Below are 14,857 nucleotides of genomic sequence, written 5' to 3'. Positions count from 1 at the left end.
GCTATAGATAAATTGAGTGGCAGGAGACGCGGCATGCAGACCGATTATCAAAAGTTGCGATTCGACTACGTCCGGCCGGCCGAGCACGATGCGCCGTCGGACGCGGTGCATCCGGTTGTCGTCATCGGCGCGGGGCCGGTCGGGCTTTCCACCGCGATCGATCTCGCGCAGCAAGGCGTGAAGGTCGTGCTCGTCGATAACGATGACACCCTGTCGACCGGCTCGCGCGCCATCTGTTTTGCCAAGCGCACGCTCGAAATCTTCGATCGGCTGGGCTGCGGCGATCGCATGGTCGAAAAGGGCGTGAGCTGGAACGTCGGCAAGGTGTTCCTTCAGGACGAACTGATCTATACGTTCAACCTGCTGCCGGAAACGGGCCATGCGCGGCCTGCGTTCATCAACCTCCAGCAGTACTACGTCGAAGGCTTTCTTGCCGATCGCGCAATGCAGCTCGACAACCTGCAGATGCGCTGGAAAAGCAATGTCGTCGGCTTGACGCAGCATGATGGGCACGTCGAATTGCAGATCGAGACGCCTGACGGCACGTATCCGCTGCGCGCGCAGTATGTCGTCGCCGCCGATGGCGCGCGCAGCCCCGTGCGCGCGATGCTCGGTCTCGATAGCCGGGGCCGCACGTTCAAGGACCGGTTTCTCATCGCCGATGTGAAGATGAAGGCATCGTTCCCAACCGAGCGCTGGTTCTGGTTCGATCCGCCGTTTCACCGCAATCAGTCCGTGCTGCTGCATCGCCAGCCGGATAACGTGTGGCGCATCGACTTCCAGCTTGGATGGGACGCCGATCCGGTCGCCGAGAAGGCGCCCGAGCGCGTGATTCCCCGCGTGAAGGCGCTGCTCGGCGAGAACGTCGAATTCGAACTGGAATGGGTCAGTGTCTATACGTTCTCGTGTCTGCGCATGGATTCGTTCCGGCACGGCCGCGTGCTGTTCGCCGGCGATTCCGCGCATGGCGTCTCGCCGTTCGGTGCGCGCGGCGCGAACAGCGGCGTGCAGGACGCCGACAACCTCGCGTGGAAGTTGCGGCTCGTCGTCAACGGGGATGCGCCATCGGCGCTGCTCGACACCTACGCATCGGAGCGCGAATACGCCGCCGATGAAAACATCCGCAATTCGACCCGCGCGACCGATTTCATCACGCCCAAGAGCGCGGTCTCGCGCCTGTTCCGCGACGCGGCGCTGAAGCTCGCGAAGGACAGCGCATTCGCGCGCCGCATCGTCAATAGCGGGCGGCTGTCGGTGCCGGCGGTGCTGTCGAGTTCGCCGCTCAACACGCCGGACGATCCCGCCGATGCGTTTTCCTGCACCATGATTCCCGGCGCGGTCTGCACGGATGCGCCCGTCGCCGTCGATGGCGAAGAAGCGTGGTTCTTGCCTCAGACTTCAGGCGGCCAGTTCACCGGCGTCTATTTCCGCGGGCTGCACGACGACATCGCAGAGACCGCCGAACGGCTCGCCGCGCTCGCACGGCTGCCGGTGCGCGTGCATGCGCTGATCGTCGCGCCGCGCGGCATGAAGACACCTGCAACCGCCGACGCGAAGGTGATCGAGGACGTGGAGGGCATCGTGACGCATCGTTTCGATGCGCGCCCCGGCACGTTCTATTTGCTGCGTCCGGATCAGCACGTCTGCGCACGCTGGCGCACGCTCGACGTCGCCTTGGTCCGCGCAGCCGTGAACCGCGCGACCTGCAACGCCCAAGTCAACGGATGAACGACGATGAGCCATCTGAACCTCGAACCGAACATCGCCGATATGGACGCCTTTTACGAGCGTCTGATCGACACGCACAACGGCCTCTCCGATGCCGACAGCCAGATGGTCAACGCCAAGCTCGTGCTGTTGCTCGCGAACCATATCGGCGATATGGACGTGCTCGTCGAGGCGTTTGCGAAAGCCCGCTCGGGCGTAGGCGTGACGGAAGCCGATTGCGCCGGCGTTCTCACGCACTCGACGGAACGATGATGTCTGAAGCGCGTCGCGGCGCTGACGCTCGCACAACGCGGTGCGTATGAATCGGCTTGAGCGACGATGTGCCGCGCGCCGGACTTGATTCGCCGCAGCGCGTCGCAAGATGCTGTGTGCGGAGCGGCATCGCCCGTTCAGTGCGCCAGAGATTGCTCGCTTCGTCGACGACACGCGGCGCTGCCGAAGACGCCCGTCAGATTAGTCGCCGTTTCCCGTTGCTTACGTGGAATCGCTCATCACGATGCCGCTCACCGGCCCGTCATCGTCGCGCCCGCGCCGAAGCGCCACGAAAGCCGCTGCGTCGCCGCGAGCAGCGCCCGCGCGACCGGACCGTCGTAGTCGCGGTCGATGCCCCGCGACGAACCGATCACCGCGATCACCAGCCGGATGCTGCCGGTATGGTCGAGAATCGGCGCGGCGAACGTGCCGACACCGGGAACCGGCGCGTCGAAGGCTTCGTCGATGCCGCGCTCGCGGATGCGTTCCAGCCGCGCCCTGTACTCGCGTTCGAGCGGCGGCTTCGTTGCCGCGCCGGCGAGCCGGATCGTTTCCTGTGCGAGCAAGCCTTCCAGCACGTCTTCCGACATATGCGCCGCGAAAACGCGCCCGATTGCCGTATTGACGAGCGACATCACCGTGCCGACGCGCAGGCTGATGTGCTGCGGCCGCGCGGACTCTTCCAGCCGGATCACCGTCGGCCCGAGTGGACCGAGCGTGGCGGCGGCGACGCTCAGTTGCGTCGCGGCGGCGAGCGAGACGATTTCGGGCTCGGCATCGCGCGTCGGCGAAAGGCGTTGCAGCGCGATGAGACCCAGTTCGAAGCCGAGTGCGCCCGCGGAAAAGCAGCCGTCGTCGTCGCGCGAGAGCAGGCCGATCTTCTGCAGACTGACGAGGTGCGGAAATGCCTTGGCGGGCGGCATGCCCGCAGCGGCGGCGAGATCGCGCAGGTTCATCGGGCGGCTCGCCGACACCAGCGCGTTCAGCAGTTCGCCCGTGCTGTCGAGCGCATTGATGCCGCGCTGCGCCTTCGCTTCGGACGACGCGGCGTCGTACGGGTTCGGGAAAAAATCAGAGGGCATGAATGGATGACGGCTGAGTCAGTGCTTCGGTGATGCGCCGCGCGACGTCACGCAGCTCGCGTGCAATATCGCCGGTCCAGGTCACGTCCATCGCGCCCGATGGTCCGATGACCGTCAGCGCGAGTTGCAAATGCCCACCGGCGTCGAGCACAGGCACGCTAAAGCTGCTGATGCCGGGGCTCGGCATGTCGACGCTGCGCGCCATGCCGCGCTTTCGCGTGTCATTGAGGTTGGCCTGCGAGACGGCGTGATCCGGTGCAGCCGTATCGTCCATGCCGATGCGCGGCCGGTCGATGCCCTGGCCTTTCATCATCGCGGCGAGCTGGCCGGGATCGAGGAACGCGCTGAACACCCGCCCCGTGGACGTGGTTTGCAGCGACATCACCGTGCCGACGTGCAGGTTCACGTGCAGCGGATAGCCGCCGCGTTCATACCGGACGATGGTCGGCCCCTGAGCGCCCGCAACGCACACCGCCACGCTAAAGCCAATTCTTTCCGCGAGCCCCGCCGCATGAGAGGCGGCCACGCGATACGCCTCCTGCTGCTCGACGAACATTAGCCCGAGACGCAGCGAGAGCGGGCCGGGCTCGTAATAGCCGGTGAGTCCGTCGCGCTTGACGAGGCCGAGCCGCGTGAGGCTGACGAGATAGGTATGCGCCTGCGCCGTCGACAGCGCGGCGGCGTTGGCGAGTTCGCTCAATGCGACCGGCTCACGGCGTTTCGCGAGCGCTTCGAGAATGCGCCCGGCCACTTCGACACTCTGAATGCCTCGTTGCGGTTTGTCTGTGACTTCTTTCAAGGGTGCTTCGCTCCTGCGCGCGGTCCGATCGGCCGATGCTAGCGCATCCGGCCTGTCCATCATAGAACCGGGGTTTTCCCGTAGTTCACGTATAGCAAATGACGTTGCTATTGACAAATATCAACGGCGGCGCGACCATGCATCATCCCTGCCGATCAATGGAGACAGACATGGCAAAGGCGTTCGCATCCCAGGCCGACCTCGAAGAGAAGAAGATCACCTTCACGCAGCTTTCCGATAACGCATGGGCCTACACGGCCGAGGGCGATCCGAATTCCGGCGTCGTCATCGGTGACGACGGCGTGCTGATCGTCGATACGACCGCGACGCCCGCGATGGCGCAAGACCTGATCGCCAGGATTCGCACCGTCACCGACAAGCCGATCAAATACGTGGTGCTGTCGCACTATCACGCGGTGCGGGTGCTGGGTGCATCGGCGTATTTCGAGGAAGGCGCGCAACAGATCATCGCGAGCCGCGGCACGTATGAAATGATCGTCGAGCGCGGCGAGCAGGACATGAAGTCGGAAATCGAGCGGTTTCCGCGTCTCTTCGCCGGCGTCGAAACCGTGCCGGGCCTCACCTGGCCGACGCTCGTGTTCGAAAAGGAAATCACGCTGTGGCTCGGCAAGCTGGAAGTTAAGATCGCGCATCTCGGCTCGGGCCATACGAAGGGCGATACGGTTGTATGGCTGCCGTCGCAGAAGGTCTTGTTCTCGGGCGATCTCGTGGAGTACGACGCCGCCTGTTACTGCGGCGACGCGCAACTCGAAGAATGGCCCGCCACGCTCGAAGCGCTGCGCAAGCTGGAGCCGCACAAGCTCGTGCCGGGACGCGGTCCCGCGCTGCTCGATCCGGCGGCAGTCGACAAGGGCATCGACTATACGAAGGACTTCGTGACGACGCTCTTGCAAGCGGGACGCGACGCCGTCGCGCAGAAGCTCGATCTGAAGAACGCGATGGCGCTCGCGCGCAAGTCGATGGACCCGAAGTTCGGCAACGTGTTCATCTACGAACACTGCCTGCCGTTCGACGTTTCCCGCGCGTACGACGAAGCGAGCGGCATCAAGCATCCGCGCATCTGGACGGCTCAGCGCGACAAGGAAATGTGGGCCGCGCTGCAAGACTGATCTTCGTCGCTATTCTCGTGGGCCCGGCACCGGGCCCTTTTCCCGATTAATGATCCAGGACGCGAAAGACGTCCGGGCAGCGAGCGTGCGTCCGTCCTCTGATGAGGCGGCGTTCTGGAGAGAGACAATGCATCAATCCGTCGACATTGCATCATCAGGAATCCGTAACGTTGTGGTCGAAGACGATCGCCTCATTGCGAAAGTCGCGTGGCGCATCATTCCGTTCTTGTTCCTGTGTTACGTCGTATCCTTTCTGGACCGGATTAACATCGGCTTCGCGCAGTTGCAGATGAAGCACGATCTGGGCTTCTCCGACGCCATGTATGGACTCGGCGCGGCGGTGTTTTACATCGGCTACGTGCTCTGCGAAGTGCCCAGCAACATGCTGCTGGCGAAGTACGGTGCGCGCCGGACCTTCACACGCATCATGCTGCTTTGGGGCGCCGCGTCGGTGGGCATGATGTTCGTCAGCAAGCCATCGCATTTCTATCTGCTGCGCTTCGTGCTCGGCGTGTTCGAAGCAGGCTTTTTCCCCGGCATCGTGTTGTACCTCACGTACTGGTTCCCGGCGAATCGCCGTGCGGCGGTGATGTCCGTGTTCTTCGCGGGCGTGGCGGTGGCAGGCGTGCTCGGCGGACTGGTGTCCGGCTGGATCATGCGCGACATGAGCGGCGTGATGGGCCTTCACGGCTGGCAATGGATGTTCGCGATCGAAGGCGCGCCTGCTGTGCTGCTTGCGTTCGTCGCGCTGTTCTATCTGGTGGATCGGCCCGAGCATGCGGCATGGCTCTCCAGCGAAGAAAAGGCGCGTCTGATTACGTTGTGTTCGCAGGAACGCACCGGTAAGAGCGGCCACGATGCCCGCACTTTCGCGGCGGCGCTCCTGAATCCGCGCGTGTATCTTTTCGCATTCATCTATTTTTCGCTGACGTGCGCCTCGCTGACGCTGAACTTCTGGATGCCGCTGATGATCCGTGACTTCGGCATCAAGGACGTGATGCAGGTGAGTCTATACACGGTGATACCGAATGCGATCGGCGCGATCGGCCTGATTCTCATCGCGCGCCACTCCGATCGCATGGGCGAGCGCCGCAAGCACTTCGCATTCTGCACGATCGGCGGCGGTATCGCGCTCGCGGCACTGACGCTTCATCTCGACAGCTTTCCCGCGATGCTCGCGATTCTTTCGGTCGCCGCCGTACTTATCTTCGCCGCGTTGCCGATCTTCTGGGCGGTGCCGCCGAGCTATCTGTCGGGGAACGCGGCGGCCGCGGGCATCGCGTTGATCAGCAGCATCGGCATCACGAGCGGAATCGTGAGTCCGTGGGTCATCGGCATGATTCGCACGAGCACGGGCAGCATGGATCTCGCGGTGTACATGCTGGCGGGCTTGCTCGCGGTGAGCGGCATCGCTCTGCTGGCAGGCGTGCGTGCCAGCGATACGCGAGCGCGTTGATGCAGGCAAGGGCAACGCGTTCATCGCCTGACATTGAACTCTCTCGACAGACAAGCTTGCGCGGGTTTGCACCTAGCCCGCCATAAACAGATGGAATCGGTTCGACGGTAAATTTGATTGGATTTCCGGCAGAGGCAGACATATCGTGCGCAGATCACCTGCTGTGCATGCTGCGCCAGTTGCGAGCAGCGCGTGCGGCGTCGAAAACAAATTAGCCACGATAACAATCTTGCCAGGAGACTCATACATGGAGCAGTCGTCCCCCGTTTCAGGTGCGCCGCATTCCGATGCAGGCGGCGCGCACGACTTCGCCGCGAGCGAGAAGGCATCACCGAGAGTGCGAAGAATTCAACGCACTGCGCTCGCGTTGCTCCTACTAAGTGGGATCATCAACTATATCGATCGTGCGACGCTGTCGATCGCCAATCCGCTCATTCGACAAGACCTCGGGCTATCGGTCGCGGAAATGGGCCTGCTGCTTTCGGCGTTTCTTTGGGCCTATGCGTTCGCGCAACTGCCCGCAGGCGCATTCGTCGATCGCTTCGGCGCGCGCGTGATGCTGTCGGTCAGTCTCGCAACGTGGTCGGTCGCGCAGGCGTTCGGCGGCGTCGTGAACAGCTTCGGGCAATTCTTCGCGGCGCGCATGATTCTCGGCATCGGCGAGGCGCCGCAATTCCCGACGAGCGCGAAAGTCGTGCGCGACTGGTTCGGCAAGAAGGAACGCGGCGCGGCGACTGGCATATGGAACAGTTCATCGACCCTGGGTACCGCGATATCGGCCCCGTTGCTGACAGTCGTCATGCTGACGGTCGGATGGCGATGGATGTTCGGCATCATGGGCATCGCCGGACTGGTGGTCGCACTGGGCTTTTATCTCGTGCATCGCGATCCGCATCAGGTCGATCTGACGCAGCGTGAGCGCGCCTATCTGAACGACGGCGAAGAGGAGGTCGCAGCGCGCCCGACATGGAACGACTGGCGCCGTCTGTTCGGATTCGGTACGACGTGGGGCATGCTGCTGGGTTTCTTCGGCACGATCTATGTGCTCTGGCTGTATAACGCGTGGCTGCCGACCTATCTGCAAATGGAGTTCCATTTGACGATCGCGAAGTCGGGATGGGTCGCGGCGGTTCCGTATCTCTTCGGCGTGGTCGGCAGTCTGTCCGGCGGCAAGGTGTGCGATGTGCTCGCGAAGCGAGGCGTTTCCGCGATCAACAGCCGCAAGTATCCGATGGCTGCATCGTTGCTGGGCGTCGCGTTCTTCACGGTTCTGACGGGCCTCACGCACAGCGCGACGCTCGCGGTCGTCTTCATCTCCATCTCAATGTTGCTGCTGTATGTATCGAGCAGCGCGGCGTGGGCGATGGCTTCCGTGGCGGCGCCGGCCAACTGCACCGCATCCATCGGCGCGATGCAGAACTTCGGAGGGTACTTCGGAGGCGCGTTGGCGCCGGTCATCACGGGCTTCATCGTGCAGCAGTCGCACTCGTTCCAGCCTGCGTTGTTCGTCGGAGCGGCGGTGGCCGGTATCGCGGTAGTCGGCTATTGGGTGCTCGTGCGTCAGCCGATACCGGCGGCCGTGCAGACCCGCAATGCATAAAAGAAGCGGCTGAAGATGGCACCCGCGATGAGCGTCGCGGGTGCTTCGAAGAAGAAACTACGCAGTCAGTGCCGCAGGAAAGCGCAGGTCATAGCGCTCTGCGCAGGCCTCCAGCGCCGGCGCGATGCCCGGATACAGCGCAACGCCGTCGCGCAGTTGCTCGCGCTTGAGGCTCAGTCCGCGATCGCCCGGCATCCGGACATTCGAGAAGCCGGGGCGGGGCGGATTCTCGCGGCATGCGTCACCAATCCAGTCCATCTGCCTGCTGAACGCGGCGGGGCCGCCGAACGCAGCCGGATCGTATAGCGACAGGAACACGGTCGCACCCCATCCGTCAGCGGGGTCCGCACGACCGTGGCCCGCGAGTCCACCCGTCATCGCCTCGATCAGCAGCGCCATGCCGAAGCCCTTGTGTCCCCAGGTCATGCCGCCAACCGGCAGGATCGACCCGGGCGGATCGGCGGACAACACGCCGGGATCGCGGCTCGGTTCGCCGTTCGCATCGATAAAACAGGGTTCATCGAACAGTTGCCCGGCTTTGTGCAGACGCGCGGTCATGCCGTTCGTCACCGTCGATGACGAGATGTCGATCAGGAAAGGCGTACCCGAAGTCGGAATGCCGGCTGCGATCGGATTCGGCGTGAAGACCGAACGTGTGCCGCCGTGCGGCGCGACGCTGTGCACGGCCGGGTCCGAACTGCTCAGCACGACCATGAAGCCGTCGGCCGTGGCCTTCTCCAGATAGCTCGCAAGACACGCGATATGGTGACTGCGGCGAATGACGAGCGTCGCGCTTCCATATTCTCGCGCCCTCGGGGCGAGCGTTTCGATGCCCTGCAAAACGAGCCACGGGCCGGGAAGACGCCGTCCGTCCCAGAGCAGGCTCGCGCCGCGGTCCGAGATTACGTCCGGTTCGCCGGAACATGTCATTGCCGCACGTTCTATCTCGCCGATGTAAGGGGCGAGCAACGCGAGGCCGTGGGTGTCGTGTCCCATCAGGTCGCCGTCGACGAGCGTGCTCGCAACGGCTCGGGCCTTCGGTTCATCCAGGCCCGCTTCGACCAACAGTTCCTGTGCAAAGCGTTGCAGCTCGGTAGCGGAATATCGCACTCTTGCGTTCATGGTTTGGCTGAGTCTATGGATTGGATTGAGTATGGATTCATTGCGCTCGTCGATTGTCGTTTGGCCGTTCGATAAGCGTCCAATCGCTAATTGCGTAGAATCCATTCCATCCGGTTATGAGGCTGTGTGCGTTTACCCTTATGTCCCACGATTCCGCCATCTCGACCTTTCAGGTTTTAACGAAGCTGCGCTTCAGGCATTTGCAACTGCTGGAATTGCTGGGCCGTACTCGCAACCTGCGCCTTGCGGCCGAACAGATGCACGTCACGCAGCCCGCGGCGACGAAGATCCTGAGCGACGTCGAAGCGATGCTCGGTGCGCCGCTCTTCGACCGATTGCCGCGCGAGATGCGGCCGACCTATCTGGGTGAGTTGTCGGTGCGTTATGCGAGCACGACCCTCGCCAACCTGAGCAAGTTCTCGGGGGAGTTCGCCACGCTCAGGAACGGCGGCTACGGTCATCTGACGGTGGGCTTCATACCGGCGTCGGCTGCGCAACTGGTCATCGCCGCGATCAAGGAGATTCAGCGCAGGCGGCCACGGCTCATCATCAAGCTCGTCGAACAGAGCAGCGATCAACTGGCGACGTGGCTCGAAGAAAAGCGCCTCGACGTGATGGTCGGCCGCCCGACCGAGCCGCGCCACGCCGCGCTCTTCGATGTCGTGGATCTGCTGGCGGAGCCCGCGTGCGCGGTCGTCGGGCAGCATCATCCTTTGCTGAAGCAGCGGCAACTCGAGATTGCCGATCTGGGACGATGGCCGTGGATTCTTTATCCGCCGGGAACCGCCATGCGGCAGCTATTCGAAGAGACGTTCGCGGCTGCGGGCATGGTGGCGCCGGTCGGCATCGTGGAGACGCCTTCCATCTTTTCGACGCTGGAGTTGTTGCAGGCTACCGACATGCTGTCGCTGCAACCGCAATCCGCGATGGACAAGTACGTAAAGAACGGATTGTTAGGGTATCTAAGCGTTCCCATTCGGCGCACGCTGACGAACTACAGCGTCATCACGCGAAAAAACGAAATCGCATCGCAGCCGATAGAAGAATTCGTCGATATTCTCGTCGGTATTGCGCGGCAGAGCGACGAACAGCGTTAGTTCGAGACGGGGAAAACGAGCCGGGAATGAACACAGCGGTTATGTGATAATCCTTAACCCGCGCCCGGCCGGCCCACAAGGTCGTCGACCCATGCGCGCGAGGCCCGTTACCCCTCGTGGCCTGCTTTTCTTCTCGCGATATCAAACAGCCACCACGATGCCTACATACCGTTCCAAAACTTCCACCGCGGGCCGAAACATGGCGGGTGCTCGCTCGCTCTGGCGCGCCACCGGCATGAAAGACGAAGACTTCTCGAAGCCGATCATCGCCGTCGTCAACTCGTTCACCCAGTTCGTGCCGGGTCACGTCCACCTGAAGGATCTCGGTCAGCTTGTCGCCCGCGAAATCGAGGCGGCGGGCGGCGTGGCCAAGGAATTCAACACGATTGCGGTCGATGACGGCATCGCGATGGGCCACGACGGCATGCTCTATTCGCTGCCGAGCCGCGACATCATCGCGGATTCGGTCGAATACATGGTCAACGCGCACTGCGCCGACGCCATGGTCTGCATCTCGAACTGCGACAAGATCACCCCCGGCATGTTGATGGCCGCGATGCGCCTGAACATTCCGGTGATCTTCGTTTCGGGCGGCCCGATGGAAGCGGGCAAGACGCGCCTCGCCAATCCGAAGACGAAGGCCATCGAGCTGAAGAAGCTCGATCTCGTCGATGCGATGGTGATCGCCGCCGACTCGTCATACTCCGACGCGGACGTGGCCGAAGTCGAGCGCTCCGCATGCCCGACGTGCGGCTCGTGCTCGGGCATGTTCACGGCCAACTCGATGAACTGCCTGACCGAAGCGCTCGGTCTCTCGCTGCCGGGCAATGGCACCGTGGTCGCGACGCATGCGGACCGCGAGCAGCTTTTCAAGCGCGCGGGACGCGGCATCGTCGAACTGGCGCGCCGCTACTACGAGCAGGAAGAGACGGGCGTGCTGCCGCGTTCCGTCGGCTTCAAGGCCTTTGAGAACGCGATGACGCTCGATATCGCGATGGGCGGCTCGACCAACACGATCCTGCACCTGCTTGCGATCGCACGCGAAGCCGACATCGACTTCACGATGGAGGACATCGACCGCCTCTCGCGCACCGTGCCGCAGCTTTGCAAGGTCGCGCCGAACACGAACAAGTATCACATCGAGGACGTGCATCGCGCGGGCGGCATCATGGCGATCCTCGGCGAACTGGATCGCGCCGGCAAACTGCATACCGACGTGCCGACCGTGCATGCGCCGACGCTGAAGGATGCGCTCGCGCAGTGGGACGTCAAGCTTACCGACGACGAAGCGGTCAGGACGTTCTACATGGCCGGCCCCGCAGGCGTTCCGTCGCAGGTCGCGTTCAGTCAGAACACCCGCTGGCCGAGCCTCGACACGGATCGCGCCGAGGGCTGCATCCGCTCGTATGAGCACGCGTTCTCGAAGGAGGGCGGCCTTGCGGTGCTGACGGGCAACATCGCGCTGGATGGCTGCGTGGTGAAGACTGCCGGCGTCGACGAAAGCATTCTGGTGTTCGAAGGCACCGCGCACGTGACGGAGTCGCAGGACGAGGCGGTCGAGAATATCCTGAACGACAAGGTGAAGGCGGGCGATGTGGTGATCGTCCGTTACGAAGGCCCGAAGGGTGGACCGGGCATGCAGGAAATGCTTTATCCGACGAGCTACATCAAGTCGAAGGGGCTCGGCAAGGCGTGCGCGCTGCTGACGGACGGGCGCTTTTCGGGCGGCACGTCGGGTCTGTCGATCGGACACTGCTCGCCGGAAGCGGCGGCGGGCGGCGCGATCGGCCTCGTGCGCGACGGCGACAGGATTCGCATCGACATTCCGAACCGGACGATCGACGTGCTGCTGTCCGATGAAGAACTCGCCCGGCGCCGTGAAGAGCAGAACGCGAAGGGCTGGAAGCCCGCGAAGCAGCGACCGCGCAAGGTGTCGGCTGCGCTGAAGGCGTATGCGAAGCTGGTAATGTCGGCGGATAAGGGTGCGGTCAGGGATTTGTCGTTGTTGGAGGATTAAGTTCTCTCGGTGTGATTGATTCGATTGGAGCCGCTCTTGTGAGCGGCTTTTTTTTGCGGCGGCGGCGGAATTGGCGCGGTTGTTTCTATCCGGGCGTGGTTGATCGTGCGGTCGTTGATGGAGCTAAACCAAAGGTCCCGCGCCGCGTCCGGACTTAGTGGCTGAACCGCTTGCGGCTGGTGGTGGTCCTAAAGGCAGTCTTGTGGTCGACGATTTCCGACGCATCGACCACCCGATTGCGGCCGCGCGACTTCGCCCGGTACAGAGCCGCGTCTGCCATGCCTAGCAGCGCTTGCGCCGACCTAGGCTGGTTCGGGAACGTGCAAGCTGATCCGATCGAGACGGTGACGCGTCCGCCGCTCGGCGATGCCGATGGGATCGCGAGCTGCTCCACCGCCCCCCTGAGCGACTGACCGACGCGCAGTCCCGCCTCCGATTCACACGCGGGCAGCACGACGACGAACTCTTCACCACCGTATCGTGCGATGAAATCGCTTTGACGACGCAAGGTGCTCGCGAGCGCGCCGGCGACTTGTTTCAAGCACTCATCGCCCGCCAGATGCCCGAACGTGTCGTTGTATTGCTTGAAGTGGTCCACATCGATCAGCAGGACGCTCAACGGCTGGCTGCTGGCGGAAGCCAGGGAAAACTCCTGCGCAAAGCGCTCATCGAAGTAGGCACGGTTGAAGACGCCCGTGAGGCCGTCACGTGCCGACGTCTCGACCAATGTCCGGTGAGTCTCGGACAGACGGCGGTAGAGGCCCGTCGTCTCATAGACCAGCATTCCAAGCACGGCGCTCGATGACATCATCGAGGCCCCGCGTGCGGCGTACCAGCCCACGCTGTAACGGGCGCTCGCCGACAGCGTCAGCGTCACATCAATCAGCGCGCCGAGCAGCGCGGCTCCCAGCCATAGGTCCATCAGGGACCGCAGGCGAGTGGTCGAGACGTGGAGTCCAAGCGCTGCAAGACACGTCGCTTCGACAATGAGTGCAGCAGGGCTGCTCAATAGCTGCGCATATGAACCAGACTGCGCGACGATCGGCGGGAGGTGCGACTGGCCGACAGTTGCAATTACGCAAAAGGCGATCGCTAAGGCGACCGCCCCCACGACGACGGCTCTGCCGCGCGCCCGGTGAGTCAAGTTCGATGGAACGGAACGGGAAATCAACGAGGCTGTCACGAGAGCGGGGAAGCCGCCGTGCCAGAACACCCAGATCCAGATTGCAGTTTGCGGCCCTGCGCCAAGCAGACCTGTTGGCGAGAAGATGCCGGCAAAGACAAGTAATTGAATGGCGGCGATCACGCCGGTGAACGCGTACGCGCCGCTGAGCGCTGCGAACAGCAACCTTCCCGAAACGACGTACTGGGTCCAGAGCAGCAGCGCGGTCAGCCCCTCGGTGACGGTGACCCAAGTGGCGAATATCGGCAAAAAGGCGGGAATGACCGGCCCGGGGTTCTTGGCAAGTGGCCAGATGAGGACGGCGGCATTATCGACAAAGCCGCCGCAGCGGCGGCCATAGCGCGATGCCGCGGCGTGGATGGCAGGTGAATGAGCGTGGTTTGCATTGGTGGAGATGGCGTAAGTGCGACCGCTGCCGCTGTAGCCCCTCGGCCGAGGAATCTAAGCTCTGTATAACGGCTGCGGGCCACGGTAGTTGAAAAACCGTCGGTTCGATTGCTATCGATATCCACACGGTAGCTACGTTCAATTCGAATGCGACCATTGTTTCGCACGAGCTTGCACCGCTCGGATCGTCCGAGGAACTCCATCGGTTCCGCTTCGAAGCGGATGACGGCTCGGGCTTGCCCAGAAGCCAACAAAATCACGCTCGCGCAGATCGCGCGACCGCTTCGCTGAGAGCCTGGATCGCCATGATGCCGTCACCAAGATGCTCCGCTCAATCGTCACCATACAGCGCGCCGATTACGGCAATCTCATCAGTACGACCTGCACGAACGCCGACGATGCCCCTTGCGCTGCAGCCCCAGGACGAATCGACGCAAGGGAATGAGTGCCGCGACATGGTCCCGTTGCAGAGTTGGTTGATGTCCTATCGATGCTCCTCTGAAGTCGGAGTCGTCAAGGCGTCGCTGGGACAGCCTCGCGTTGCTTCGGGTGGCCGTTCTTGCCCTCGGACAGAGCGTTTCCCCGTTAGGGGTTAGAACTACTATTGGACGAATATCGGACCGGTAAGATCAAGCATCAGAACCGACGGTATGACGATAGCTCTTCGAACGAACGGTCGATCAACGACCGCGCGAGCTTGCAGACCGGCGGGAGACGGCACCGGAAATGCCCGTCCACCCAAGGACCTGAGAGAGAACCGATGATCATTTATCACGGAGGAGCGGCGTTCGAGCCGAACGTCCTGCGCGACGGGAAATCATTCGTCGCAACAGCGTCCATCTTCGAGGAGGATGGTCATGTGACCTCGCTCGGAAGGTGGGGCTTATTCGCCAACGAAGAGTGTGCAATGCACTTCGCGATTCTGTCGGCGACGGCTTTTATCGAAGGCGATGAATTGCCGGTGCCACCCATCAGGTTATTGGCATAGGGTGACTCATCTGGCC

At 62.8% G+C, this 14,857-nt stretch carries 10 protein-coding genes and 1 pseudogene; 8 read left to right on the top strand and 3 right to left on the bottom strand.

What is annotated here, in order from left to right:
- Window positions 1-33: 33 nt before the first annotated feature.
- Window positions 34-1,728: an FAD-dependent oxidoreductase gene (locus LDZ21_RS23865; protein ID WP_244797117.1), complete on the top strand. Its 1,695-nt coding sequence runs from the start codon at window positions 34-36 to the stop codon at window positions 1,726-1,728.
- Between the two features lie 6 nt (window positions 1,729-1,734).
- Window positions 1,735-1,980 (top strand): DUF2783 domain-containing protein, encoded by a 246-nt coding sequence (locus tag LDZ21_RS23860; protein WP_244797116.1) that lies wholly within the window; start codon window positions 1,735-1,737, stop codon window positions 1,978-1,980.
- 251 nt (window positions 1,981-2,231) lie between these two features.
- Here LDZ21_RS23860 and LDZ21_RS31450 read toward each other — a convergent pair.
- Window positions 2,232-3,921, bottom strand: a pseudogene (locus tag LDZ21_RS31450) (IclR family transcriptional regulator).
- Window positions 3,922-4,031: 110 nt separating this feature from the next.
- Here LDZ21_RS31450 and LDZ21_RS23845 point away from each other — a divergent pair.
- The 3 genes from LDZ21_RS23845 to LDZ21_RS23835 all read left to right on the top strand — a co-directional run bounded on the left by LDZ21_RS23845 (window position 4,032) and on the right by LDZ21_RS23835 (window position 8,047).
- Window positions 4,032-4,991, top strand: coding sequence for an MBL fold metallo-hydrolase (locus LDZ21_RS23845; protein WP_244797113.1), 960 nt, complete (start codon window positions 4,032-4,034; stop codon window positions 4,989-4,991).
- Between the two features lie 127 nt (window positions 4,992-5,118).
- A complete protein-coding gene (locus tag LDZ21_RS23840) occupies window positions 5,119-6,447 on the top strand; it encodes an MFS transporter (RefSeq protein ID WP_244797112.1) in 1,329 nt (442 codons plus the stop codon).
- 247 nt (window positions 6,448-6,694) lie between these two features.
- The gene (locus tag LDZ21_RS23835; protein WP_244797111.1) at window positions 6,695-8,047 is read left to right on the top strand and encodes an MFS transporter; all 1,353 of its coding nucleotides are present in this window, start codon (window positions 6,695-6,697) and stop codon (window positions 8,045-8,047) included.
- Window positions 8,048-8,104: 57 nt separating this feature from the next.
- Here the strand turns inward: LDZ21_RS23835 and LDZ21_RS23830 are convergent, their stop codons facing one another.
- Complete coding sequence (locus LDZ21_RS23830; protein ID WP_244797110.1) at window positions 8,105-9,169, bottom strand: Ldh family oxidoreductase; 1,065 nt, start codon at window positions 9,167-9,169, stop codon at window positions 8,105-8,107.
- A gap of 140 nt (window positions 9,170-9,309) precedes the next feature.
- On the opposite strand from LDZ21_RS23830, the gene LDZ21_RS23825 reads away from it, so the two are divergent.
- Together LDZ21_RS23825 and ilvD are read left to right on the top strand one after the other, a co-directional pair.
- On the top strand, window positions 9,310-10,266 hold the full coding sequence (locus LDZ21_RS23825; RefSeq protein ID WP_244797109.1) for a LysR family transcriptional regulator: 957 nt from the start codon (window positions 9,310-9,312) through the stop codon (window positions 10,264-10,266).
- Window positions 10,267-10,423: 157 nt separating this feature from the next.
- Window positions 10,424-12,283 carry a dihydroxy-acid dehydratase gene (gene ilvD, locus LDZ21_RS23820; RefSeq protein WP_244797108.1) on the top strand — a complete coding sequence of 620 codons (1,860 nt, stop codon included), beginning with the start codon at window positions 10,424-10,426 and terminating at the stop codon, window positions 12,281-12,283.
- 154 nt (window positions 12,284-12,437) lie between these two features.
- Here the strand turns inward: ilvD and LDZ21_RS23815 are convergent, their stop codons facing one another.
- Entirely contained in the window at window positions 12,438-13,715 is a 1,278-nt protein-coding gene (locus LDZ21_RS23815; RefSeq protein ID WP_244797107.1) for a sensor domain-containing diguanylate cyclase, read from the bottom strand.
- Between the two features lie 898 nt (window positions 13,716-14,613).
- Between LDZ21_RS23815 and LDZ21_RS23810 the strand changes: the two genes are divergently transcribed.
- Entirely contained in the window at window positions 14,614-14,841 is a 228-nt protein-coding gene (locus LDZ21_RS23810) for a hypothetical protein (RefSeq protein ID WP_035962778.1), read from the top strand.
- Window positions 14,842-14,857 lie beyond the last annotated feature (16 nt).

This window comes from Caballeronia grimmiae, assembly GCF_022879615.1.
Lineage (GTDB): Bacteria > Pseudomonadota > Gammaproteobacteria > Burkholderiales > Burkholderiaceae > Caballeronia > Caballeronia grimmiae.
The sequence above is the reverse complement of the archived record's forward strand: the minus strand, read 5'-3'. Positions and strand labels throughout refer to the sequence as shown.